The sequence below is a fragment of the Robbsia andropogonis genome, from assembly GCF_034047095.1.
In the GTDB taxonomy this organism is placed as follows: Bacteria; Pseudomonadota; Gammaproteobacteria; order Burkholderiales; family Burkholderiaceae; genus Robbsia; species Robbsia andropogonis.
The window spans coordinates 1,620,082-1,643,245 of sequence record NZ_CP139170.1; the positions used below are offsets into that span (position 1 = coordinate 1,620,082).

At 61.7% G+C, this 23,164-nt stretch carries 22 protein-coding genes; 6 read left to right on the forward strand and 16 right to left on the reverse strand.

The genetic code is table 11. The features are described from left to right. Positions 1-37 precede the first annotated feature (37 nt). The 3 genes from SJQ66_RS20640 to opgC all read left to right on the forward strand — a co-directional run bounded on the left by SJQ66_RS20640 (position 38) and on the right by opgC (position 3,826). The gene (locus SJQ66_RS20640; protein WP_024902234.1) at positions 38-874 is read left to right on the forward strand and encodes an FTR1 family iron permease; all 837 of its coding nucleotides are present in this window, start codon (positions 38-40) and stop codon (positions 872-874) included. Then, on the forward strand, positions 871-2,358 hold the full coding sequence (locus SJQ66_RS20645) for a 4Fe-4S binding protein (protein ID WP_320535242.1): 1,488 nt from the start codon (positions 871-873) through the stop codon (positions 2,356-2,358). Before SJQ66_RS20640 ends, SJQ66_RS20645 begins: the two co-directional genes overlap by 4 nt. Positions 2,359-2,659: 301 nt before the next feature. Further along, positions 2,660-3,826 (forward strand): OpgC domain-containing protein, encoded by a 1,167-nt coding sequence (opgC, locus tag SJQ66_RS20650; protein WP_024902236.1) that lies wholly within the window; start codon positions 2,660-2,662, stop codon positions 3,824-3,826. A gap of 264 nt (positions 3,827-4,090) precedes the next feature. On the opposite strand, the gene SJQ66_RS29765 is transcribed toward opgC, so the two are convergent. From SJQ66_RS29765 to SJQ66_RS20695, 9 genes are all read right to left on the reverse strand, one after another. Then, on the reverse strand, positions 4,091-4,357 hold the full coding sequence (locus SJQ66_RS29765) for a hemin uptake protein HemP (protein WP_390173987.1): 267 nt from the start codon (positions 4,355-4,357) through the stop codon (positions 4,091-4,093). A gap of 295 nt (positions 4,358-4,652) precedes the next feature. After that, positions 4,653-5,150, reverse strand: a complete 498-nt coding sequence (locus SJQ66_RS20660; protein WP_024902238.1) for an SRPBCC family protein — start codon at positions 5,148-5,150, stop codon at positions 4,653-4,655. 222 nt (positions 5,151-5,372) lie between these two features. Beyond that, on the reverse strand, positions 5,373-5,795 hold the full coding sequence (locus SJQ66_RS20665) for an ExbD/TolR family protein (RefSeq protein ID WP_046152873.1): 423 nt from the start codon (positions 5,793-5,795) through the stop codon (positions 5,373-5,375). A gap of 78 nt (positions 5,796-5,873) precedes the next feature. Then, a complete protein-coding gene (locus SJQ66_RS20670; RefSeq protein ID WP_024902240.1) occupies positions 5,874-6,590 on the reverse strand; it encodes a MotA/TolQ/ExbB proton channel family protein in 717 nt (238 codons plus the stop codon). 83 nt (positions 6,591-6,673) lie between these two features. After that, the gene (locus SJQ66_RS20675; RefSeq protein WP_052738279.1) at positions 6,674-7,393 is read right to left on the reverse strand and encodes an energy transducer TonB; all 720 of its coding nucleotides are present in this window, start codon (positions 7,391-7,393) and stop codon (positions 6,674-6,676) included. A gap of 379 nt (positions 7,394-7,772) precedes the next feature. Beyond that, a complete protein-coding gene (locus SJQ66_RS20680) occupies positions 7,773-8,009 on the reverse strand; it encodes a (2Fe-2S)-binding protein (RefSeq protein ID WP_024902242.1) in 237 nt (78 codons plus the stop codon). 98 nt (positions 8,010-8,107) lie between these two features. Then, complete coding sequence (murI, locus tag SJQ66_RS20685; RefSeq protein WP_407691554.1) at positions 8,108-9,091, reverse strand: glutamate racemase; 984 nt, start codon at positions 9,089-9,091, stop codon at positions 8,108-8,110. A 20-nt stretch (positions 9,092-9,111) separates the two neighbouring features. Beyond that, on the reverse strand, positions 9,112-9,591 hold the full coding sequence (gene bfr / locus SJQ66_RS20690; protein ID WP_024902244.1) for a bacterioferritin: 480 nt from the start codon (positions 9,589-9,591) through the stop codon (positions 9,112-9,114). Positions 9,592-9,913: 322 nt separating this feature from the next. Then, a complete protein-coding gene (locus SJQ66_RS20695; protein ID WP_253462891.1) occupies positions 9,914-11,437 on the reverse strand; it encodes a fumarate hydratase in 1,524 nt (507 codons plus the stop codon). Positions 11,438-11,667: 230 nt separating this feature from the next. Here SJQ66_RS20695 and acs point away from each other — a divergent pair, with 230 nt between their 5' ends. From acs to SJQ66_RS20710, 3 genes are read left to right on the forward strand one after another with little or no spacing between them, the layout of a single operon-like run. Beyond that, the gene (gene acs, locus SJQ66_RS20700; RefSeq protein WP_253462893.1) at positions 11,668-13,650 is read left to right on the forward strand and encodes an acetate--CoA ligase; all 1,983 of its coding nucleotides are present in this window, start codon (positions 11,668-11,670) and stop codon (positions 13,648-13,650) included. After that, complete coding sequence (locus tag SJQ66_RS20705; protein ID WP_253556523.1) at positions 13,607-14,092, forward strand: DUF4212 domain-containing protein; 486 nt, start codon at positions 13,607-13,609, stop codon at positions 14,090-14,092. Before acs ends, SJQ66_RS20705 begins: the two co-directional genes overlap by 44 nt. Beyond that, positions 14,092-16,266 (forward strand): VC_2705 family sodium/solute symporter, encoded by a 2,175-nt coding sequence (locus SJQ66_RS20710; protein ID WP_024902248.1) that lies wholly within the window; start codon positions 14,092-14,094, stop codon positions 16,264-16,266. The genes SJQ66_RS20705 and SJQ66_RS20710 overlap by 1 nt, the downstream gene beginning before the upstream one ends. A 35-nt stretch (positions 16,267-16,301) precedes the next feature. Here SJQ66_RS20710 and SJQ66_RS20715 read toward each other — a convergent pair whose 3' ends face one another. The 7 genes from SJQ66_RS20715 to SJQ66_RS20745 form a co-directional block, all read right to left on the reverse strand. After that, positions 16,302-18,074: a 3'-5' exonuclease family protein gene (locus SJQ66_RS20715; protein WP_253462897.1), complete on the reverse strand. Its 1,773-nt coding sequence runs from the start codon at positions 18,072-18,074 to the stop codon at positions 16,302-16,304. Then, positions 18,071-18,583: a DUF6232 family protein gene (locus SJQ66_RS20720; RefSeq protein WP_024902251.1), complete on the reverse strand. Its 513-nt coding sequence runs from the start codon at positions 18,581-18,583 to the stop codon at positions 18,071-18,073. Before SJQ66_RS20720 ends, SJQ66_RS20715 begins: the two co-directional genes overlap by 4 nt. 120 nt (positions 18,584-18,703) lie before the next feature. Next, entirely contained in the window at positions 18,704-20,257 is a 1,554-nt protein-coding gene (locus SJQ66_RS20725; protein ID WP_024902252.1) for a Rieske 2Fe-2S domain-containing protein, read from the reverse strand. 126 nt (positions 20,258-20,383) lie between these two features. After that, positions 20,384-20,815, reverse strand: coding sequence for a hypothetical protein (locus SJQ66_RS20730; RefSeq protein ID WP_024902253.1), 432 nt, complete (start codon positions 20,813-20,815; stop codon positions 20,384-20,386). 67 nt (positions 20,816-20,882) lie between these two features. Further along, positions 20,883-21,047 carry a hypothetical protein gene (locus tag SJQ66_RS20735; RefSeq protein ID WP_157684926.1) on the reverse strand — a complete coding sequence of 55 codons (165 nt, stop codon included), beginning with the start codon at positions 21,045-21,047 and terminating at the stop codon, positions 20,883-20,885. Positions 21,048-21,138: 91 nt separating this feature from the next. Then, positions 21,139-22,197, reverse strand: a complete 1,059-nt coding sequence (locus tag SJQ66_RS20740; RefSeq protein ID WP_024902254.1) for an AI-2E family transporter — start codon at positions 22,195-22,197, stop codon at positions 21,139-21,141. 271 nt (positions 22,198-22,468) lie between these two features. After that, a complete protein-coding gene (locus tag SJQ66_RS20745) occupies positions 22,469-23,149 on the reverse strand; it encodes a response regulator transcription factor (RefSeq protein ID WP_046152902.1) in 681 nt (226 codons plus the stop codon). Positions 23,150-23,164 lie beyond the last annotated feature (15 nt).

Below are 23,164 nucleotides of genomic sequence, written 5' to 3' on the forward strand. Positions count from 1 at the left end.
GATTCGCCAGCGTGGTGAGGCAAAAAAAGGGTAGATCATGGGGCAGGTCATATTTGTGGTGTGGCGCGAGAGTGTCGAGGCCTTGCTGGTCGTCGGCATCCTGTACGCGTGGCTGAAGAACGGGGATGCGGCGGCGCGCAGGGGCCTGCCTTATCTGTGGGCCGGCGTGGTGGCCGGGCTGGTCGCGGCCGTGGGATTGGGTGCGGCATTGGTTGGGTTTACCGATTTGTTGTCCGGCTCGGCCCAGGACGTTTTTCAATTGGTGATGGTCCTGGTGGCGTGCGTGCTGATCGTGCAGATGGTGATGTGGATGCGCCATCATGCTCGGACACTGAAGCGCGATATGGAAGCGCAGTTGCAGGAGCGTGCCGATGCCGCGAATTGGTGGGGGGTGGCCATTCTCGTTGCCACCGCCATTGCGCGCGAAGGCAGCGAGACCGCGATTTTCCTGTATGGCCTGGGATTCGGTCAGTCGGGGCATATCGCGCCTTCGATGTACGGCGCCGTGCTGATCGGGCTCGTGCTGGCCTTCATCACGTTTTATATTTTCCAACTGGGCGGCAAGATTTTCTCGTGGCGGCTGTTTTTCCGGGTAACCGAAATCATGTTGCTGTTCCTTGCCGCAGGACTGTTCGAAGCAGGTATCGACAAGTTGATCGACATGGAATATTTGCCGACGATCGTCGACCAGCTGTGGGATAGCAGCCGTATTCTCGACGATAGTTCGACGATTGGCTCACTGGTCGCCACGCTGACGGGCTACCGTGCGCATCCGTCCTTGATGAATCTGCTGGCCTACGCGGTCTTCTGGCTGATCGTCGCGGGATTGATGCGCTTCGCGCGTCGCCAGCCGATGGCGGGAAAAACAGCATGAGTCAGGCTGCGCGCATCGGCCGCCCTCGCGGAATCGCCGGCTGGCCGCATATCGCGGGTGACTGGATGCAGCGTCACGGCCGGGTGATCCGGGGAGTGCAATGGGTTGTCGTGCTGGTGTACGCGGTGCTGATTATCGTGCCAGCTGTCATGCCGTTGCCGCCGGACAGCGCGCGCATGTGGAACAACCTCACCGTATTGTCGGAGTTCGTGTTCTGGGGCATCTGGTGGCCATTTGTGCTGCTGTCGATGGTGATGCTCGGGCGCGTATGGTGTGGCGTGCTATGCCCGGAAGGCACGTTGACGGAATTTGCCAGCAAGTTCGGTGCGGGTTGGGCCATTCCGCGCTGGATGCGCTGGGGCGGCTGGCCCTTCGTTGCATTCGGCATGACGACGGTTTATGGCCAGATGGTCAGCGTCTATCAATATCCGAAGGCCGTGCTGGTCGTGCTAGGCGGTTCCACGGTCGGGGCCATGATCATCGGCGTGCTGTACGGCCGTGAGAAGCGTGTATGGTGCAAATACCTGTGTCCCGTGAATGGTGTTTTCACGCTGCTGGCGCGTCTTGCGCCGTTCCGTTTTCAGGTTAATGAAGAAGCATGGCGCCATTCGTACAAGCACGGTGAGCATGGCCATCGGGTGATCCCCGTCAATTGCGCGCCATTGGTGCCGTTGCGGCAGATCCAGTCCGCCGATTGCCATATGTGCGGCCGATGTAGCGGGCATCGCGATGCCATCAGCCTGGCGACTCGTTCCTCATCCGATGAAGTGGTCGAGCAGGGAGCAAAGCGTGCGTCCGCCTGGGATACGGCGCTGCTGCTGTATGGCATGCTCGGCATCGCGATTGGCGGGTTTCATTGGGCCGTGAGTCCGTTGTTCGTGCAGATCAAGATATCCCTCGCGGGTTGGCTGATCAACCACGACATCATGTGGCCGCTGGCGGATAACGCGCCTTGGTATGTGTTCACGCACTATCCGGACCAGAACGATGTCTTCACCTGGCTGGATGGCGGATTGGTCATCGGCTATATGATGGCGACGGCATTGGTGTACGGTACGGCGTTGCTCGTCGTGATGGCAGCCGGGAATGGCCTGCTTGGCTTGGGCGTTGCAAATAGCAAGGCGGCCATGGCTTCCGCAGTGGCAAGCCGTGCCGTGATGCCGGTTCGGGGCAGTGGCTGGTCGACCCGACGCCTGCATCATTTTGCGCAGGCGCTGATTCCGCAGGCAGGCGCCAGTGTCTTCCTCGGTCTGACCGCAACGACGTTGACGATCCTGCAGCATCATCACGTCGATACGCGGTGGGCTGGCGATGCGCGTGCGGTCCTTCTTGGTCTGGCCAACTTATGGAGCCTTTGGCTGGCGTTTCAGATCGCGCGTCGCTATGCGGCGTCGTGGTATGCACTCGGCGGCGCCATGTTGTCCTTCGCATTGGCCTTGGCAATCGCTGATAGCGCTTGGTGGCTGATGTTCATCCGCTGGTAAGACGGCCGGGACAGCGCGTGCGGACGTGTTGCCGCGCGCATCTGTTGTGCGGCCGCGCCGCTTTCCGGGCAGGGGGCGGCTGCTTATTCGAAATATTCGGTGTTAGTCGTAAATCAGTGTATCAACGGTGTTTTTTTGCCGCGAGAGGGTTTACCATGGCGCCGGTACGTATCATCGACTCCCTTTCGTTCGTAGCGCGGAAGCGCTGACTTCCTCCATGGATCCCGCTTTTCCATGAGGACTGCCGGGGCGCGATGACACGCCGGGCATGCCGGCCTGCTGCGCATCGAGTGAAACACCCGTGAAAGTAAGTCCGTCCCGTTCCGTGCCTGTCGATTTCTATCGTGGCCTGGCGATGTTGATGATTGTCGTCGATCATATCGGCGGCAGCATCCTGTCCCGCGTCACGATGCACCGCTTCGCCTATCCGGATGCCGCCGAGGCCTTTGTGTTTCTTTGCGGATTCGCTTTGACGGGTGCGTGGTGCGGCTGGCGCGAGCGAGCTCCTGAGACGGCCCAGGGGAAGCTGCTGCGCCGCATCTGGCCGATCTATCGTGGCTTCCTGATTTGCGCTGTCGCAATGATGTCGACAACGTTGATCTTGCGTGTGTTCGACGTCTCTGCCCCGAATCTCCCATTCACGGCGGTGGACAGGTTGTTGTCGTCACCATTCTCCTTCCTGCTTGATGTCGCAACCCTGCGCGAGCAACCGTATCTGTCATCGGTGCTGCCGATGTATCTGATCTTTGTAGCGTGTGCGCCGGTGTTGCTGCCTTGCGCGATGCGGCGGCCCTTGCCGACCCTGGCGGCAAGTTTGGTGGTCTGGTGGCTCGCGCCGTCCGCGCTGGTCTGGTTACCGGGCGTAGGGGGCGCCATGGGAAGTGCCGTGGAAAGCGCACGTGTCTGGCCCTTCAACCCGTTTGCGTGGCAGTTGATGTTCGTGTTGGGTGTGCTTGCGCACTCGTTACCGGTCCAGCGTGTCTTTTCGTCCCGCATGGGTTTCTGGTCGGTGGGCGGGGTAGCCATTGCATCGGTCGTCGGCTTTGGCATTTATCGCGTGGGATTTACGCCGGCGTATCTCGATGCGTCGCTGAAACAGAATCTCTCCTGGTTGCGGGTCGTCAATTTCGTTGCCATCGCCTGGGTATGCGCGATGGTGGCGCAGGCAGGTTGGCTTGCACGGCTAGGCAAGGGAATCAATTGGATCGTGGCAGTTGGGCGTCAATCAATGCCTTGTTTTATCGCGGGCGCGGTCATTTCACTCGTGCTTGATTCGGTGCTCTTCGAGGCGACGGAGGGGTTGCTGGACTATCCCGCCGGATTGTTGACCGATGTTGTCGCACTGAGCGCATTGTTCGGATTTGCTTTGTCATGGCGCGCCTTTCAATCTTCGCGTGCCCCATCGCCCATCGTGCCCACCACGGGAAAGGGCCTCGCCCGCATGCCGCGCGGCGAAGCCCTGGAATAAAAAAAAGGTCTGGCTGGCTGCCGATTCGCACGGAAGGGGTCTAGTTCTTACGTGCACCTCTGACGCTGGCGATGACCTTTAACACCTCGTGCGAGGTGGTCCCCACAATACACGGTAAAGTGTTGGGACGGCGGGCGGGGCGAGGGTGTCCGCAGCGCGCTTTTGCCTCTTCGCGACGCCGCACAACCACTCCATACTGCCTTTTACCAAGGCATTGCTGCCTGAGTGTCCGTCCCGACGCGAAATCGGGTTCCTGCTGACGTCTTACTTCGTCAATATCAACTTGCCGTGTCGTGTTGCACGCAGCGTGTACGGCTCGCCGTTATGCATGATCTGTACGGTCTTGTTGCCTTGCAATAGCGCTGCACTCGTGACGGGCCCTGCCGACACAGGGACGTTGGACAGCGATGGTTCAAGTGGCATGACAACCGGTTGCGGCTGCCTGGCCGACCGTGCGACTGGCGCTCTGGCATCCGTGCTCACGCGCTCGGTGACACTTGCTTCTTGTCCCACGCTCGTCACGCGTGGCATCAGACGCTGCATGGGGCGAACCACCGAGACGTTGGTGGCATTTTGACTACCGCCCGCGGACGACAGATCACGGTGACGGAGGTGAAGCGTGCGGCTGCTGCGTGGCAGAGAATTCATAGTGTGCTGGGCTCTGTAAGCGGCGACGATGGGGTTATATTAAATGAGAACCATTCCCATTCGCAAGCGAAATTTGCGTCGCTCAAGTAGTTTTTTGAACGTGTTCCGCAGACCGCTTTCCATGTTGTTCCGAGCGGAAGCACGCATTTCACGCTATGTGCGCAATCGCTGTTGAACGTCAGTGCGTGGGGCCTGTTGGTGCGGTGTCCAAGTCACCGCGCTCCGCCATCTGACGAATCACGCGAATCGTATCGATATCCGATTCCCGATAAGCGGACTTGACGAATTCGCTCGTGCGTTCGGGGTCCGCCTGGTCGCCACTTGCCAATGACGTACGATAAGCAAAGCGGACGAATAATTGCGCTTCGTCGGGCGCCTCGATCGACATCGTCAGGCTGCCTCCGACGTGTTCTGTCGTGGCATCGATCATATATTCGATTGATTCGTACGGACGTAGCGTGACGCGATCCCGCACCGTTGCCGACGGACCATAGACCAGTTCACGCTCCATGACGTTGCCGGCCCGGGACAGGATCGTGCATTTCTCGAGTCCCAACACGAAGCGTTGTGGTTGTTCCGCTCGCAAGACGAGGCCTTGCCATAGCTGACCAAGTGACAGCGTTCCCAACAGGGGATTAAGTGGGTCGTTGATCTGGACCAAATGTTCGTAGTTCACGGTGGACCTCCTGTCTTCCAGCGGGCACGGTGCCGCGAAAGGCGCCGAGCGGCCGATGACGCTTATGCCGATAAAAAAGCACCTATGCGGTGCTGTCCGGCATTGTCGCATGGTCGTAAAGGGGGTGCAGCGGGTTGCGCATTCATGAAAAACGCCCACCGGTACGACAATGGTGGGCGCTACTGACCAGAATGCGGGTGTAATCGGTCTGGCGGGAGGATCTCACTTCCTCGGCGCTGGATCTGTCACGAATCCGATTTTGCTCAAACCGCCATTTTCAGCGGCGGCCATGAATTGCGCGACCCGCTCGTAGCGAACGTTCTTGTCCGCACGCAAGTGCACCTCAGGTTGTGGCGTCTGCTTCGCCGCGGCGTCCACGCGCGTGGCGAGCGATGCGTCGTCAACCGCGCTCTTGTCCCAGAAGATCGTCCCGTCTGCCTTGATCGAGACGTCGATGAAAGCCGGTTTTTGGTTCAGCGGCTGGGTGCTGGCTTGCGGCAAGTCGATCTTGACCGCGTTGTTCATCACGGGGATCGTGACCAGGAAGATGATCAACAGCACCAACATCACGTCGACAAGCGGCGTCATGTTGATCTCGTTCATCAGCCCTTCGTCGCTGTCCCCTTCAAATGGGCCCATGGACATCGCAGTTCTCCGCGTGGTGCGTTACGGTGTGGCGGCACGGTGGCCGCGCACGAATATCGGGATAAATAAAAAACAGCTTTATTGCGCGCGGGTCGCCAGACGCAGCCCTTCGCGGCGTGTCGGGCGTACGCGCGAGCCGGTGACGAAGTACGCATGCAGGCCATGCACGAAACGGTTCAGCTTTGTCACGCTCGCCTTGTTCGAGCGCGTCAATGCGTTATAACCGAGCACCGCCGGAATCGCGACGAACAGACCGAATGCGGTCATGATCAGCGATTCTCCTACCGGGCCGGCAACATGGTCGATCGACGTCTGTCCGCTCGCGCCAATTGCCAGCAGTGCGTGATAAATGCCCCACACGGTGCCGAACAAACCGACAAACGGCGCCGTGCTGCCGATGGACGCGAGCACCGCCAGGCCGGCTTGCATGCGCGCGACGATTTCATCCATCGTGCTCTTCAGGCAACGCGCGACCCAATCACTGGTGCTCATGCCGCCATGTAGTTCTTTGTCGTTCTGCTGGTGATGGTCGACGGCGTCCTTGCCTGTGAGCGCCAGCTGCGCGTACGGATTGTCCGCGCTGCCGCCGATCCGCTTGATGCCATCCTCGAGATCACCCGAATGCCAAAAATCCTGTTCCGCGGTACGCGACAGGCGTGTCAGGCGCCATGCCTGCCAGGACTTGACGATAATGACGGTCCAGGACAGGACTGACATGATCAGCAGCAGCAGGGCGATGCCGCGGGTAACGAAGTCGCCTTGGGCCCATACGTGGGCGATGCCATAGTCTTGCATTACAGTTCCTTCGCGTATGTGTGTATGCGTATGTAGGTCGTTCTTCCCCTGCGGGCGGAATGCGCCGCCGGCAGGGACGGGTGCTAGTCGGACAAACTGAAGCTATAGGGCCGTTCCGTGATCGCTTTCACGGCCGTGCCGCCTTCCATATAGGGGGTGCAGGGGCTGGACAACGCTGCCTGCCGCGCGGCTTCGTCCAGACGGTCATAACCGCTGCTGGTCTTCACGCGAGCACTTTCCACCTTGCCATGCGTATCCACCACGAACTGGATGACCACCGTGCCGGTCTCGCCGCGTCGACTTGACAGGGCCGGGTACTCCGGCCGGGTTCCGGCGCAGGTCAGGTGCCGGACATTCTTTGGCACGTTCGGATCGATCGCCGGCGCGGGTGCTGGTGCTGGTGCGGGAGGCGTGGGCGCGGGCGTCGCCGGCGTGGGGGGCGGCGCGGGCTCCGGTGGCGTGGCGGCAACGGGCGTAGGCGTCGATGTCGGGTGTGGGGTCGGCTTGCGCATGACCGGCTTCGGCGGTGGCGGCTTGACGACCGGCTTTTGCTCCGCCTTGGGTGGTTCCGGCCGTGCGACCGGAACCGGCGCCGGCTCGGGCGCAATCAATGTGGCTGTGACAATGCGAGCGGGCACCTCTTTGATCGGAGGCGGCTTGTTGTTCAGCAGGATGGCCGCAATGATCGCGGCATGCAAGGCCACCACCGCACCCGCGGCAAGGAGCGTCGAATTGCGCTGCGTTGGTAGACCACGCGCCGGAAAACCGTCCGGTCCGTTCGGTGAGGATAAGACGTCGCTCATGCGGCATGGGCTCCACGGAAGAAGCGCGCCAAGTCATGCGCGCGACGAAAAGCAGAGCGATGGATCATGATTCTAAAGAATGGATCAGAAACGACTTCACTTCAACGACATCGCAAAAAATGCAAGGAAGCGCACGATCGGTCAGCTTTTGCTCTGGCAATATTGGAAGCGAATTATCGGATTTCGATGTGTTGTCAGAGCTTCCAGTGACTCCGCGGCAAAAGAGATGACAGCGTGCCATGACAGTTGCGCGACATTATCGCAAATACGCCGCCGTGGCAGGGTATGTTACGGCGATGTGAAGACGGCGCACGCTGTGCGTTGCCGGTGACCAGGACTCACTATCCGGGGACGCCGCCTGCGCCACGCCGGTAACGGATCACGCCGCGATGGTCGCGTAGAACACTACCGGTGCCGCACTGCTGTTCGCTGCGGCGCTCCGTCGGCTACAACCGATTTCCCGGCCTTCCAGCACATCGTGAACCGCTTCTTCACAACGGCCACAGCACGTAGCGACACCATGCTCGAATTGCAGCGCATCAAACGAATTGTTCCCCGCTTCAATCGAAGCACGTAGTTGCCGATCCGAAATGGCCTTGCACACACAAACGATCATAATGGGCCACCGCCCCTTGAAAGCCGTTAATGCGAATTATTATCATTCATTGCAAGCGACTTGGCAAGATGGAAAGCATATCCCTGCCGTCAGGGGTGTTACAAAGATCGAACGGTGGCAGGTGCACTGTGCAGGCTGAGAAAAGGGCGCTCCGCCGCTGTCAGCGGCGAGCGGATATCGACGGCGGCGGCGGATGAAAGATTTTCACCGCATGCCTGACGGGCGAGCCAATCAAGTGTGGTCGTATCGCCGGTGCAACACAGGATCAGCGGGGCGGTAGCGGGCGCGAGGTAGACGCCGTCATCGTCTGAATCGACGTGGGTTGCGGCGCTCGTCACGGCGCCGTGCGACGGTCTGGCACGTAGTCCGTGAGCATCGAGGCGCCGTGCTAATTGCAGGGCGACCGGAGTGCCGTTATCGATGATGTGCAAGCGACCTTCGGTCAACTCGTCGATCAACGGGGTGAGAAAGGGATAATGAGTGCAGCCCAGCGCCAGTGTGTCCGCGCCGGCGTCCAGCATCGGCAGCAGGTAGTCCATAAGCCGGGCGCGGAGCGCGGATGACGCGAGGTCACGTGATTCGATCGCTTCCACCAGGCCATGGCCTGCCGTGCAGATCAGGCGGGCGCCTCCGGCGTGTTCTAGAACCAGGCGCTGGAAGCTAGTGCTGCGAAGCGTGCCGGCCGTCGCGAGCACGCCGGCGACGCCCGATCGGGATGCCGCAACCGCCGGTTTGACACCGGGCTCCACCCCGACCACAGGTATGGGCAGGGCGTCGCGCAACGCGCTGACGGCAATCGTTGTCGCGGTGTTGCATGCAACGACGACGGCTTTCACGCCCTGGGCAAGCAGCCATTCCCCTATCGCTAGCGTCCGGTCGATGACAAACGCCTCGCTCCGGTCGCCATAGGGGTTATATCGAGCGTCCGCACAGTACAGCACCCGCTCGTCCGGCAGGACTTGTCGGATCGCGCGTACGACCGACAACCCCCCCACGCCCGAGTCGAACACGCCAACTGGCGCGGTGGCGTCACCGGTTGCCGGCATCGGGGACGGGCGTGCGCGGTTGATGTCGTGAAGCATGAGGGAGGAGCGATCCCGGTTTATTCGTTGATGCCGCCCATCGCGCTTTGCAGGTAATTCGGCAGCGTCAGCTTGGTCACCAATTCGATCTGCGTTTCGAGCCAGTCTATATGTTCCTCGGTGTCATCGAGGATTTTCTGGAAGATTTCACGAGAGACGTAATCGCGAACAGATTCGCAGTAAGCGATCGATTCCTTGCAAGTCGCCTGGGAAAGGTATTCCAGTTTCAGGTCGTTCGCCAGGATTTCCGGTGTGTCTTCGCCCACGAGCAGTTTGTGCAGATCCTGCAGGTTCGGCAGGCCATCCAGCATGAAAATGCGCTGGATCAACCAGTCCGCATGCTTCATTTCTCCGATCGACTCGTCGTATTCCTTCTTGCCCAACGATTCCAGTCCCCAGTGCTTGTACATCCGGGCGTGCAGGAAATATTGGTTGATCGCGGTCAGTTCGTTCTTGAGCTGCGCATTGAGGTATTCGACGACTTTTGGGTCGCTTTTCATCGGGACTATCCTTTTTAAGCACGCAGCCGGTGAGACAGGTATGGGCAGTGCGATCAGCGGGCGATCGAGAAGCGGCTGGCCCACTCCGGCGTGTATGTCGATCGCATGCTGCCGGCCGCGTTGCGTGATGGCAATTTCGGTATCGCAGGGAATGCGCACACGATAATCGCTCGCGTAAAAAAAGCCAAGCCTTTTACCGCGGGCTTGGCCTATTTTTGGGCTAATTACCGTGAAATCTGCGCTAATTTTGCGAAATATCGGTGTAAATGCGTGGGGAAGCGCTAATCGTACCCATTCTCGTTTGCGCCTCCCGGCACGGCGTTCAGGCCGTGGCGACCGGAATCTTGCCGATCTTCGCCTGCCATTCCTTCGGCCCCGTCTGGTGTACCGAGGTACCTTTCGAATCCACGGCGACGGTCACGGGCATGTCTTCCACCTCGAATTCATAGATGGCCTCCATGCCGAGGTCCTCGAACGCCACGACCCGCGCCTTGCGAATCGCCTTCGACACGAGGTAGGCAGCGCCACCGACCGCCATCAGGTAGGCGGCTTTGTTTTCGCGAATTGCCTCGATCGCGACCGGGCCGCGCTCCGCCTTGCCAATCATCGAGATAAGACCGGTTTGCTTCAGCATCAGATCGGTGAACTTGTCCATCCGGGTCGCGGTGGTCGGCCCTGCCGGACCCACGGCCTCGTCACGCACCGGGTCGACCGGGCCGACGTAGTAAATGACCTTGTTCGTGAAATCCACCGGCAGCGTCTCGCCTTTGGCCAGCATGTCGGCAATGCGCTTGTGCGCGGCGTCACGGCCGGTCAGCATCTTGCCCGACAGCAGCAGCGTCTGGCCGGGCGTCCATGCGGCCACTTGTTCCGGGGTCAACGTATCCAGATCCACGCGCTGGCTGGTCTTCGTATCCGGCGTCCACTGTACCTGCGGCCAGGCGTCGAGTGGTGGCGGTGTCAGTTCGGCTGGCCCGCTGCCGTCCAGGACGAAGTGCGCATGGCGGGTGGCGGCGCAGTTCGGAATGATCGCGACCGGCTTCGATGCCGCATGCGTCGGGGCCGCCAGGATCTTGATATCGAGCACCGTTGCCAGGCCACCGAGGCCTTGCGCGCCGATTCCCAGTGCATTGACCTTCTCGTAGAGCTCGACACGTAGTTCCTCGATCCAGTCCCGCGGACCGCGGGCGATGATGTCCTGGATGTCGATCGACTCCATCAGCGACTCTTTTGCCATCAACATCGCTTTTTCGGCGGTGCCGCCGATGCCGATGCCGAGCATGCCTGGCGGGCACCAGCCGGCGCCCATCGTCGGAACCGTCTTCAGCACCCAGTCGACAATCGAGTCGGACGGATTCAGCATCGCCATCTTGCTCTTGTTTTCCGAGCCGCCGCCCTTGGCCGCCACCTGGATGTCGACCTTGTCGCCGGGCACGATCTCATAGTGAATCACGGCCGGCGTATTGTCGGTGGTGTTCTTGCGGGCGCCTTCCGGCGGGCTGACGATCGATGCGCGCAGGACGTTGTCGGGGTGGGTGTAGCCCCGGCGGACGCCTTCATTGATCATGTCCGTCACGCTCATCGTCGCGCCGTCCCAGCGCACATCCATGCCCACCTTGACGAAGATGGTGACGATACCGGTGTCCTGGCAGATGGGGCGCTTGCCTTCCGCACACATCCGGCTGTTTGTCAGGATCTGCGCGATGGCGTCTTTCGCGGCCGGACTTGCCTCGCGTTCGTAGGCGCGGCCGAGGGCTTCGATATAGTCCAGCGGATGGTAGTAGCTGATGTATTGCAACGAATCCGCGACGCTTTGGATCAGGTCTTCCTGCTTGATGACGGTCATGTTCGTATCGTGGGAATGGGAAAACAGGCAAATGGGGGGAATAAATATCGTGATTTTTGGGCCGTATTGTACCCGTTGTGCCGCAGCGGTGCGGCATGTCGCCGCACTGCCGATTGGGAGACCTGTCCGCATACGCGGCGTTGTCCCTTCTGTACCCGCGCCATGCGGCGTAAGATTGGGGTAAGAGGCAGCACTTATAGTATTGGGACTAACAAAAAAGGAGACAGGCCATGACGGCGATCGAGTCAGTCATGCACGAACATCGTGTATTCCCGCCCGCGCCGGAGGTGTCCCGGAACGCCGCGATTGCGGGCATGGAGGCCTATCGCGCCCTGGTGGCCGAGGCGGCGCGGGATTATGAAGGCTTCTGGGCGCGTCTCGCGCGTGAGGGCCTGACCTGGCGTACGCCTTTCTCGCAGGTGTTGGACGAGACCCAGGCGCCTTTTTATCGCTGGTTCGCCGACGGCACGATGAATGCATCGTACAACTGTCTCGATCGTCACATCGAGGCGGGGCAGGGTGAGCGGGCCGCGCTTATCTTCGAGGCCGACGACGGGGCAGTGCGCACGGTCAGCTACCGCGCACTGCGTGATGACGTCTGCCGGCTTGCCAATGCATTGAAGGCGCGCGGCGTGCGCAAGGGCGACCGTGTGGTCATCTACATGCCGATGTCCGTGGAAGGCGTGGTGGCGATGCAGGCGTGCGCGCGCATTGGCGCGACGCATTCGGTGGTCTTCGGCGGGTTTTCGTCAAAGTCGTTGAACGAGCGGATCGTCGATGCGGCGGCAGTAGCCGTGATCACCGCCGACGAGCAGGTTCGAGGGGGCCGCACGTTGCCGTTGAAGGCGATTGTCGACGAAGCGCTGGCCGCGGGCGGTACCGACGCGGTGAAGTCCGTGATAGTCTACCAGCGCACCGGCGGCGAGGTTGCCTGGGATGACGGACGCGATCTGTGGCTGCATGACCTGATGGCCGCCGAGTCGATCGAATGCGAGCCGGAATGGGTAGATGCCGAGCATCCGCTGTTCATCTTGTACACGTCCGGCTCGACCGGCAAGCCCAAGGGGGTGCAGCACAGCACGGCGGGTTATCTGCTGTGGGCATTGCAGACCATGCGCTGGTCGTTCGATATCAAGCCATCGGACGTCTATTGGTGTACCGCCGATATCGGCTGGATCACCGGTCACAGCTACATCTGCTACGGGCCGACGGCGGCGGGTGCGACGCAACTGATCTTCGAAGGGGTGCCGACGTATCCCGATGCGGCGCGTTTCTGGCGCATGATCGAGGCGCACAAGGTCAGCGTGTTCTACACCGCTCCTACCGCGATCCGCTCGCTGATCAAGTATGCCGACGCGGACAAGGCCGTACATCCGGGGCAATTCGACCTGTCGTCGCTGCGGATACTCGGCACCGTGGGCGAGCCGATCAATCCGGAAGCGTGGATGTGGTACTACGAGCAGGTGGGCGGTGCCCGTTGCCCCGTGGTCGATACGTTCTGGCAGACCGAAACGGGCGGGCACGTGATCGCGCCGATGCCGGGTGCGACGCCACTGGTGCCGGGCTCCTGTACGTTGCCGCTGCCCGGCATCGCCGCCGCGGTGGTCGACGAGACGGGGCAGGACGTAGCGGACGGGCAAGGCGGGATTCTCGTCATCAAGCGGCCCTGGCCCGCGATGCTGCGTACGGTATGGGGCGATCCTGAACGGTTCAAGAAAAGCTATTTTCCCGAGGAACTCGGCGGAAAGCTGTACCTTGCCGGCGACGGGGCGGTGCGCAACAAGGAGACCGGTTACTTCACGATCATGGGCCGGATCGACGACGTGCTGAATGTGTCCGGGCATCGGATGGGTACCATGGAGATCGAATCCGCGTTGGTGGCGCATCCGCTGGTTGCCGAGGCGGCGGTCGTGGGGCGGCCCGACGATACGACCGGTGAGGCAATTGTCTCGTTCGTCGTGTTGAAGGGCGCGCGTCCGGTGGGCGATGACGCGAAAGCGGTCGCTAATGAACTGCGTGCCTGGGTGGGCAAGCAGATCGGGCCGATCGCGAAGCCGAAGGACATCCGCTTTGGCGACAACCTGCCGAAGACGCGCTCCGGCAAGATCATGCGTCGCCTGCTGCGGGGCCTGGCGAAAGGAGAGACGGCGCCACAGGATACGTCGACGCTTGAAAACCCCGCCATCCTGGAGCAGCTCGGGGAGTCGGTCTGACGTGGCATCGCGCGGCGAGGCACGTGCCGCCCAGGCCGCACGGCGACACTGGCGGGTATCGCTGGCGGCAACATGCACGGTGTTGCTGCTAAGTGCGGCGGTCTCGTTCGTGCCGCCGATGCTGGCGTATCGACGGCATCCGGTCTGGCCGGATGTGACGCTGGCGGGCACGCCCTGGCCTTATTTCATTGGCGCGCAGGGGGCCGTGCTCGCCTTCGTGCTGTTGGTGACCGCCTATACGATTGTCATGGGACGGGCCGATCGCAGATATCGCGCCGCAATGCAGGCGATCGCCGAGGGCAACGACGGCCCGGGTGAGGTCCATGCCGACGGTCATGGCGATCCCGCCCGCGACGACCATGTGCGTGGCACGATCCACCGCAGGCGTCATCCGCGGTTGACCGGCAAGGAGCGCGATATCGATCGCGGACCGGAGGCGTGATGACGCGCGAGATCGTCCTCGCGTTGCGCTACGCCGCTTTCACCGTCGGCTTGTTTATTTTCACCGCCGTGCTCTACGCAATGGAGCGCCGATATGGTGGTGGCGCCTGGATCGCCTACCTGTTCCTGTTCATGACGCTGGCGGTCTATGCGGTGATCGGGATGTTGTCGCGAACATCGCATTCCCATGAGTACTATCTGGCCGGGCAACGCGTGCCTGCCGTGTTCAACGGCATGGCCACCGCGGCCGACTGGTTGTCCGCCGCTTCCTTTATCGGACTGGCGGGTTCGCTGTTCGCCACCGGGTATCAAGGGCTGGCCTACATCGTCGGATGGACCGGCGGCTTCTGTCTCGTCGCCGTCTTGCTCGCACCTTACGTGCGCAAAATGGCGCGCTATACGATCCCGGATTTCCTGGCGACGCGCTATGACAGCGGTGCGGTGCGCGTGATCGCCGTGGTGGCGACGATGCTTTGTTCGTTTGTCTATCTGGTCGCGCAGATTCAAGGTGTTGGACTGATCGCCGCGCATTTCATCGGCGTGGACGTCAGTGTCGGCATCGCCTTTGGCCTGGCGGGCATTCTCGTCTGTTCTTTTCTAGGCGGGATGCGGGCCGTGACCTGGACGCAGGTTGCGCAGTACCTGATTCTTATCGTCGCGATGTTGGTGACGGTCTCGCTGATTGGCCATCGGGCAGGGCTTGGGTGGTTGCCGCAATGGCATTATGGCGAGGCGTACCAACGGGTGGCGGCACTCGAAGCGGACCTGCGCGATGGACGGGGTACCGGTGCAGGTGAACCGCGCGCGCGTGCCGCATATCGGCAGGCAGCCGCGGCGTTGCAGCAGGAAATCGATGCATTACCGGCAAGCTGGACGGCGCAGAAGGCGGCACGTGTAGCGGCACTGACGGCGGCGCGTGAGCGCAATGCGTCGCTGCGGGAGATTGGTCAACTGCAGCGGTTTCTGGATGCGCTGCCCGCCAGTCCAGAGCAGGCGCTGCAGGTTTGGACGCGCGAGCGTGATGCCTTGCTGCGTCAGGCACAACCGCCGTCATCGACGTGGCTGGCCGTCCCCGCGCCATCCCCATCTTCAGCGGCGATGTCAGGCGACCAACAAGTGCGCGGACAGCATGGCGAGGTCATCGCCGTCGACGCCGCCATGCGGGATGTCGATTCGGGTGACAGCACGATGGACACGGCGGATATCACACAAGGCGATGCGAATGCGGGCCGCGCCAATGCGATCAATTTCATTGCATTGGTGATGTCGCTGACCTTGGGCACGGCCAGCCTGCCGCACATCCTGACGCGCTATATCACTGCGCCCGATGTCGGATCGGCACGTCGCGCGGTGGGCTGGACCTTGTTCTTTATAAGCCTGTTTTATCTCAGCGTGCCGGTCCTGGCGATCCTGGTAAAACTGGCCCTCATGGAAAACCTGCCGGGGCGCTCGCTCGCGCATCTTCCCGATTGGATCGTGCAATGGCAACAGGCCACCCCGCCCACGCAGCCGCTGGTGCGCATCGATGATCTGCTGCATGACGGCTTGTTGCATTGGGCCGGACTCGCGATGCAGCCTGACATGGTCGTGCTTGCCGCACCGGAGATCGCGGGGCTGCCGTACGTGATCACGGGACTGATTGCCGCGGGTGCGTTGGCCGCGGCGCTGTCGACCGCGGACGGATTGCTGCTGACCATCGCAAACGTCCTGTCACACGATGTGTATTTCAAACTGCTGGCATCGCGGACGAGCGCGCATAGGCGCGTGATGTTGTCGAAATTCCTGTTGCTCGCGGTCGCATTGGCCGCCGCATGGTTGGCGTCGGTCAATGGCGGCAACATTCTTTTTATCGTCGGTGCGGCGTTCTCGCTGGCGGCGTCGGGTCTCTTTCCCGCTCTGGTGTTGGGGGTCTTCTGGGAGCGGATGACTCGGCGGGGTGCGGTGGCGGCGATGGTCGCGGGCCTGATTGTGTGCGTGTACTACCTATGCCGGGCGCATCCTGGATTCGCGCATGCCATGTATCTGACGCCCGACACCTGGTTTGGCGTGGCGGCAGGAAGCGCCGGCGTGTTCGGGGTGCCGATAGGATTCGCCGTCGGCATCGCGGCAAGCTTGTTCGACACGCCCCCGAGCGAGGTAATGCGCAAGCGCGTGCGCTGGATGCGTTTGCCATGAGCGGGCCTGGCTGCGGAACACCTGATCCGGTGCAGTTACTCTGTCTCGAAGCCGATCGCCATCTGGGTGTCGGGGACGGCGCGCCGTGCGCGGGCGCGATTGACGGGGTCCCGTGATGGCGGCACACGCTTGGGCGGGCGGTCGACCAGGGGCGCGCGCTGGTCGCGTTGCGCCGGATCGGCGCGATTGGGATGTTCGCCGCTGTCCCGCCTCGATGCCACCGCCCCTGGCGGTTCCAGTGTGAGCGGTGCGGCGATCGGCAACGGCAGGATATCGAGATTCGGTTGTTTCAGCGCGCGGCGCAGGATGGCGTAGGTCTCGTGATCGAAGATCGGTGGAGGTGCGCCCTCGACGATGCGGCGCAATGCCCGCGGCTCGTCGGTGCTGCCCAGGTAGCACCAGTTGTCCACGACGTGCCATTGCGTGAAGCCGCTATGGTGCCGCTCGGCGAACGCGATGGCGCCGTCGTGCGGCCAGCGTGCGATCGACAGCGGGGACAACGCCTCCCGCACGCGTAGGGCGTGCTCCCTTGACGACTCTTCGCCAATGCAGGTGCCGCGGCATCGGTGCATGTGGTACCCGGTGCAGGGGCTGCCTGGTTTGCTGCTTTCCAAGCCCAGCGTGACCATGCAGAGCGCGTATTCATCGGCGATCTTGCGCAGGCGGTTTTCCGCGCGGGCGCGTGAATCGAACATGCCATACAGGTCGTCGGTATGACCGAAGTCACGCTCTCGCAGCGTGGTCAGCCGCGGCACCGGCATCGTGTCCGGGAAGTGCCAACTGCACAATCCGGCACGCCGCCGCGGTACCCGGTTATAAGGCGGTGCATGTCTCCTTATCAGTTGCGCTTCGAGCAACTGCGCGCCGATATCGCCGGCGCAAAGACGATGTTCGATGCGCGCGACGTCGCGGGCGAGTCGCGCGTCGGGGCTTTCCTCCGCGGATGCTGGTTGCGCCGATGTGACGAGCCCGGTGCCCGACGCGGGTGCCATGGCGGATGCCGGTTTGCCTTTGGCACGCGGTGCGCCGCAGAAATGCTGGCCGACACGCTGCCGCAAATCGGCGGCACGGCCAATGAATAGAGGCTGCCGCGCCGGCGACTTGCCGTGCAAAAGATAGACGCCCGGCAAGGAGGGCACCGCGTCGAGCGCGTCCGCATCCAGTCCGGACGGGAACGTGGCACGGCGCGTCAGGGCCTTGATGGCTTTATCGATGACGTCCGGCGCAAGCTGCTGATGAATCCGCTGCCAGAACTGCCATAGCAAGTCCGCATCGGCGAGTGCCCGGTGCCGGCCTTTGGGCGTCAGTTGGAAGCGTTCGATCAGTGCGTCGAGCCCATGCTTGCGCAGTGCTGGATAGAGCGCGCGCGACAAGCGCACCGTGCATAATGTATCGGCGCGGAACGTCAGGCCGACGCGCCGGAAAGACTGTTTCAGAAAGCCGAAATCAAAGCCGGCGTTATGCGCGACGAAGAGCTTGCCCTCCAGGCGCGAGAGCAAACCAGGCGCCAATGCGGCAAACACCGGCTGGCCGCGCACCATGTCGTCGGAAATGCCCGTCAATTGCTGGATGAAAGGCGGGATCGGTCGTTCCGGATCGACCATCGCACTCCACTCCTGGATGCCGTCGGCGCCTACTTCCAATACCCCGATCTCGGTGATGCGATCGGTCAGGGGGTCTGAACCAGTGGTTTCCAGGTCGACAAAGACGAGCGGGCGGCTCAACGCGGCGAACGGGTCATGCCCATCGCGGGTCGGCGGCCGCGCGTTCGTCGACGCAAGTGCGTGCGTGGTGGGTTCCGGTGTCATTCCTGCGTCGGGGTCGGCGCGACGGTAGGGGTTTGCGCTCTGTGGGCGATGGCGTGTTCAATCGCCACTTTCACGCGTTCGGTGAACGCGAGATCACCGGACGCGAACACGTCCTCTTCCGTCCCGGTATCCCGAGACAGAAACAAACGATGACGCAGGTTTTGAAAGCGGTACGTCAGATAGCTGACAACCACCAGCATTACCGCCATGACGCTGGCTGGCGCGTTACCATACAACGTGGCGTAGACCCCGAAGGCAATGCCCGCGATCAGGATGGGGATGGCAAAGCGCACATGACGGCGATCGACGACCAGGCGTACGGATGTCGCGCCAGTCAGCACCGCTGGCGTGCCGTAAGCAACGATGCGCGTGGCGCTGACGCTGACGTCGTTTTCTTGAAAAAAAGGCGGCGCGGTATCGAGAGCGGCACGGCCGCGGGGACCCGAAGCCGGCGCCGCATGACGGGGTGCCGGCGCGCTGGGCGAGCCGGACGCTGCGGATTCAGACATAGAGTGTGCAATCACAAATACAAGGAACCCCCGAAGCATAGCAATATCCAAGTGAGGATGGTGCCCAAAAGTTCCACTGTGATTGACATGACCCCTTATTTGAACGGACCCCACGCGTCCTTAGGCGGCGGGAGCCTGGATTGACGTGGGGGGCACTGTCGCGACCGGGTTTGCCGCTATCCGTTCAGTGGCATCGCGTGTTGCAAGCGCGCCGCCACCGTCTGGCGTGGTAGCCGGCAACGGCACGGGTGCGCCACGGCGCCGCAACAGATCGCGCAGCGCAACGATGACCGGAAAATACTCGTTGTTCATGTCGCCGCCTTGCTTGTCGTACGCTGCCTGCTCGGCCTCGACGATCCAGCGGTCTTCCGTGAAGATCCGGTCCGTAAACCAGACCAGCAGTGGCCAGGCGATGTCGAGCAGGAAGCCCGGACGCGGGCGCTTGATCGATAACAAACCAAACGTGCGGTTGACTTTCTGCGCCGCGTCCACTGGCACGTAGTTGATCCACAGGTCCATTACCTTGGTGCCGTCCGCCTTGTGGATGCAGAGCGTCTGGTAGGGATATTGGGTGCGGATGGTCATGACATCCTTGTGCTGGTCGGCCGCACCCTTTGCTTTCGCCTCCGCGGGCGCCGCTGCGTCATTGGCGGCTGGCTTGCCAGCGCCCTGATCGGTCTTGCGCCTTTCGCCGAACACCAGCGCTTCGCCGATCGGTTGCTTGCCACCCACGCGGGCGAAGGTGTAGTCGACCTCGACCCAATCGGTTCCGGCACGGCGATCGACGACGCGCGCACGCATCTGCCCCATCTGCTTGCGATGCAGGAACTGATGGTTCATGTCCATCAGGTTCTCGTGCATGAAGGAATAGTGGCAGCGCACCGTTTCGCCGAATCGACGCGTCTTGTAGGCCGGGTCGGAGCCATGCGCAAGTGCTGCTTCCAGCTCGGCGAAACGGGCTTCCGCTTCGGCGCTGACAGGGACCGATGCAGGTTCGGTGGCCGTGTGACCACGGGTTCCTTTGCCCGGCGTCATGCGGTTTGCCGGATTCACGGCGCCGTCTTCCTCCCATGGCGCCGCAGTGGGTGTCTCAACGGCTCCGCCAGCACGCATGTCACGAAGCGGAATCGCGACGGTGGACGCGCCGGCGCGCGGCGATGCGCCGGAAGCGGCGGGGCATGTCTCGGGCGTGGCACCTGACTGCGACATCGTTGCGGAAACGGTGTCGGCGCAGTAGACCAGGACTAGGCCCGCCAACTCGCGACACGGATAGGCACGTACCCCATTGGGCCGACGCTCGCGACCGAGATAGGGAATGTCGACGCAGTGCCCCCCGTTGTCATACGTCCAGCCGTGATAGCCGCATTTCAGCGTGTCGCCTTCGACGACACCCGCATGGAGCGGCACCTGGCGATGGGCGCAGCGGTCGAACAGTGCATGCACGACGCCGCTCTGACCCCGGAACAGGACGATCGGCACGCCGCCGAAATGCACGCCGATGGCTTTACCGGGCTTGACTTCTCTTGACCATGCCAATGGATACCATTGATTGGGGTCGATCGCCACGCGGCGCAGGTCACGGGGATGGTCTAGGCTGCCGGTGCTATCGATGAAATCCGATTCGGGGATTTCGGCGACAGCGGATGATGCCAGGGGGCGCGACGGTACGATCATGGACGCGAGGCTCCGAACGACGGGGACACAAGAGGCGCGGCATTGCCGCCTCCAGGGCCTTCAGTCTAGCGGAGTCCGGCGATCGTTGCCGGAATGGCATGCGGATTCCCGGCCACCTCTGCTCGATCAGCGGGCGCTGAGCGGGATCGGCGGGGTGTTCAGCAAGCGTTGGGACAGGCGTTCCGCCTGTTCGCGGTCGGGCGCCATATGGACATCGGTGCCGAATGCTTTCTCGAGCTGCGGGGTATCGATTCGCATCATCACCCGGCGTGACGGATCCGCCTCGATGACGATCACGGCCCGGCAGCACGCGCCAAATGCTTCGTGAAACACCTTGTACCACTTCAGCGGTCCGCCCAGGCGGGTCTTCCGCTCGCCGGGCATGTCCGTCACGAACAGCACGAACGGCGTGTCCATGTCGAGCAAGGCAGCCGTATCGTCGTGCCAGCGTTGCGGGTCAACGCTCGAAAGGTGTGGCCAGTCGACCGTGACGTGCGGGAAGGACTGCACGTTGTAACAAACCAGATTGGGGCAGGCAAGCGGGGCAAAAGACTGCATCTGACGATCCTTTCGGTCTCGTCCGGTTTGCGCGTCTCTTCAACGTCTGGGAGCGCTGTCGAGTCTGTCAACTCTCCGGGAATGCCGGATCGACATGGCGGGGCAGTGGATTCAGGCGATGCTGCGGCGCAAACGTGCCGAGGAGGGCGGAAACAGGTTCCGAGGGCGGCGTATGTCCCTCGGGTTTCCCCTTATCTCGGACCGGACCACGCCGCAAGGATGCAGTTTTCATAAAGAAAGTGCTACTCTGCGCGGAACAATGATCTTTTGCAGCGTGCGTTAAACAAATATCTTGACGCGCACACCCTTTTGTGATTGCCTTGTCAATAATCCTGCGCGTGGTTCTGCTGTGCGAACAGCGTCCAACTGGCAATGAAAAGCGCGGCGATCAACGGGCCGATAACGAAACCGTTGATGCCGAACAGCGCCATGCCGCCCAAGGTGGAAATCAGCACGACCCAGTCCGGCAGCTTCGTGTCCTTGCCGACCAGCAGCGGTCGCAATAGATTATCCGCCAGACCGATCACGAACACGCAGAACAGCAGCAGGATGATCCCCTTCCATAAATGCCCGGTGGCGAACAGCAGGATGGCGGCGGGCCCCCAGACGAGTGCCGCGCCGATTGCAGGCAACAACGACAGAAAGGCCATCAGCACGCCCCATAGCAGCGAGCCTTCGATGCCGAGGATAAGGAAGATGACGCCGCCCAGGCCGCCTTGAACGAGCGCGACGACGATGTTGCCCTTGACGGTGGCCCGCACAACGGTCGTGAATTTCTGGAGCAGATGGGTTTTGTGTGATTCGTCGAAGGGCAGCGCGTGGCGGATCATCCGGCCAATCTGCCTGCCGTCGCGCAACAGGAAAAACACCAGATACAGCATCACACCAAAACTGATCACGAACTGAAACGTATTTTGTCCAACGCTGAGCGCTTGCGCCGCAAGAAACTGGCTGATCTGCGCCGCGCCCGCCGTGAGCTTGGCCTGCAGATCGCCGAAATCGATCAGCCCGTAGCGCGCCAGCAAGTGCTGCACGGATTCGGGCAGTGCCGCGATGATTTGCTGGAAATAGGAACCAATATTCAACTGGCCCTGCTGAATCCGCTGGTAGATCGATGCGACTTCCTGAATCAACGTGACGGTGACCAATGCGAGCGGCAGGATCACCAGCAAAAGGATGAACGCCAGCGTCACCAGGGCGGCAAGGTTTTGCCGATGGTTGAACTTCATCAGGAGCCAGCGTTGAACGGGCTGGAACATCAATGCAAGGATGGCGCCCCAGAACACCGCGCTGAAAAATGGCCATAGCACGAAACCAAGGCCCAGGGTAACGATGGCCAACAGGATGTGAAACGACTTCTCATAGATCCGGCGGTTATTCATGTAATGCTGCCTGCTGGGTTAGACGGTCTGCCAAAGCGGGGGACGATGGGCAGCTTGCCTGACGCCATTTCCTATTCCACTTGTTGCAAACAGCTTACACGAGCGGCGGCGCAATTGCGCGCTTGGCAAAGCCGGCAGCGCAATATTACGGTGCGGTTTGAGGAAAAAATGAAACCTTGTGGCGTGCAATCTGCTCCACATGCTATCTATTTGCTTGTGCAAGTAATGAGCGCGATTGCCGGGTGTTCGAGATGCCGGGTATTCTGGCGGGTCAACGGCGGGCGACGCGGTTGCCGAGCGGCAGGGCGCGACTGGCATCCTCAAAATCGAGCGGATCAATGATGGTGGCAATTTCGCGGATCACGGCGGCGAGCGACGTCGTGCCGAATTTCGATTTGATATTGGCGCGATAAACGTCGACCGTTTTCGCGCTGATGCCCATTTCGGCGGCAATCCGCTTGCTTGCCTTGCCATCTACGAGGCCGTTCAACACCTGCTGCTCCCGCGGCGTCAACTGTGCATGGCGGCGGCGCAGCGTTTCACTGCGCCGACTGCGTTGTCGCAGCGCGGTCGCCATCTTCAGCGCACGCTGCACACGTTCGATCATTTCCTGCGAGTTATAAGGCTTTTCGACAAAGTCGATGGCACCATTCTGCAATGCCCGCACCGACATCGGAATATCGCCATGGCCGGTAACGAACACGGTCGGCATGACGATGTCCGCGTTGCGCAGCGCCTCCTGCAAATCAAAACCACTCATCTCTGGCATGCGGACATCCAGTACCAGGCATGCGGCACGGTCTCGATCGAATTGTTCAAGGAAGGCGCGGGCACCGGCAAAGCCGATCGATTCGATATGCACCGAGCCAAGTAACCAGGCCAGTGAGGCGCGCATATCGTCGTCGTCGTCGACGATATAGACCACTGGCGCAGCGGAGTCGGTCGACGGCATGCCGCGTCCGGGCAA

What these genes read in the sequence shown, in the direction of transcription:
- SJQ66_RS20640 (WP_024902234.1), top strand. Translation starts at nt 38, where the DNA reads ATGGGGCAGGTCATATTTGTGGTGTGGCGCGAGAGTGTCGAGGCCTTG.
- SJQ66_RS20645 (WP_320535242.1), top strand. Translation starts at nt 871, where the DNA reads ATGAGTCAGGCTGCGCGCATCGGCCGCCCTCGCGGAATCGCCGGCTGG.
- SJQ66_RS29765 (WP_390173987.1), bottom strand. Translation starts at nt 4,357, where the DNA reads ATGCCACGCGTGACGAGCGTGGGACAAGAAGCAAGTGTCACCGAGCGC.
- SJQ66_RS20665 (WP_046152873.1), bottom strand. Translation starts at nt 5,795, where the DNA reads ATGTCCATGGGCCCATTTGAAGGGGACAGCGACGAAGGGCTGATGAAC.
- SJQ66_RS20670 (WP_024902240.1), bottom strand. Translation starts at nt 6,590, where the DNA reads ATGCAAGACTATGGCATCGCCCACGTATGGGCCCAAGGCGACTTCGTT.
- SJQ66_RS20675 (WP_052738279.1), bottom strand. Translation starts at nt 7,393, where the DNA reads ATGAGCGACGTCTTATCCTCACCGAACGGACCGGACGGTTTTCCGGCG.
- SJQ66_RS20680 (WP_024902242.1), bottom strand. Translation starts at nt 8,009, where the DNA reads ATGATCGTTTGTGTGTGCAAGGCCATTTCGGATCGGCAACTACGTGCT.
- murI (WP_407691554.1), bottom strand. Translation starts at nt 9,091, where the DNA reads ATGCTTCACGACATCAACCGCGCACGCCCGTCCCCGATGCCGGCAACC.
- bfr (WP_024902244.1), bottom strand. Translation starts at nt 9,591, where the DNA reads ATGAAAAGCGACCCAAAAGTCGTCGAATACCTCAATGCGCAGCTCAAG.
- SJQ66_RS20695 (WP_253462891.1), bottom strand. Translation starts at nt 11,437, where the DNA reads ATGACCGTCATCAAGCAGGAAGACCTGATCCAAAGCGTCGCGGATTCG.
- acs (WP_253462893.1), top strand. Translation starts at nt 11,668, where the DNA reads ATGACGGCGATCGAGTCAGTCATGCACGAACATCGTGTATTCCCGCCC.
- SJQ66_RS20710 (WP_024902248.1), top strand. Translation starts at nt 14,092, where the DNA reads ATGACGCGCGAGATCGTCCTCGCGTTGCGCTACGCCGCTTTCACCGTC.
- SJQ66_RS20715 (WP_253462897.1), bottom strand. Translation starts at nt 18,074, where the DNA reads ATGACACCGGAACCCACCACGCACGCACTTGCGTCGACGAACGCGCGG.
- SJQ66_RS20720 (WP_024902251.1), bottom strand. Translation starts at nt 18,583, where the DNA reads ATGTCTGAATCCGCAGCGTCCGGCTCGCCCAGCGCGCCGGCACCCCGT.
- SJQ66_RS20725 (WP_024902252.1), bottom strand. Translation starts at nt 20,257, where the DNA reads ATGATCGTACCGTCGCGCCCCCTGGCATCATCCGCTGTCGCCGAAATC.
- SJQ66_RS20730 (WP_024902253.1), bottom strand. Translation starts at nt 20,815, where the DNA reads ATGCAGTCTTTTGCCCCGCTTGCCTGCCCCAATCTGGTTTGTTACAAC.
- SJQ66_RS20735 (WP_157684926.1), bottom strand. Translation starts at nt 21,047, where the DNA reads ATGAAAACTGCATCCTTGCGGCGTGGTCCGGTCCGAGATAAGGGGAAA.
- SJQ66_RS20740 (WP_024902254.1), bottom strand. Translation starts at nt 22,197, where the DNA reads ATGAATAACCGCCGGATCTATGAGAAGTCGTTTCACATCCTGTTGGCC.
- SJQ66_RS20745 (WP_046152902.1), bottom strand. Translation starts at nt 23,149, where the DNA reads ATGCCGTCGACCGACTCCGCTGCGCCAGTGGTCTATATCGTCGACGAC.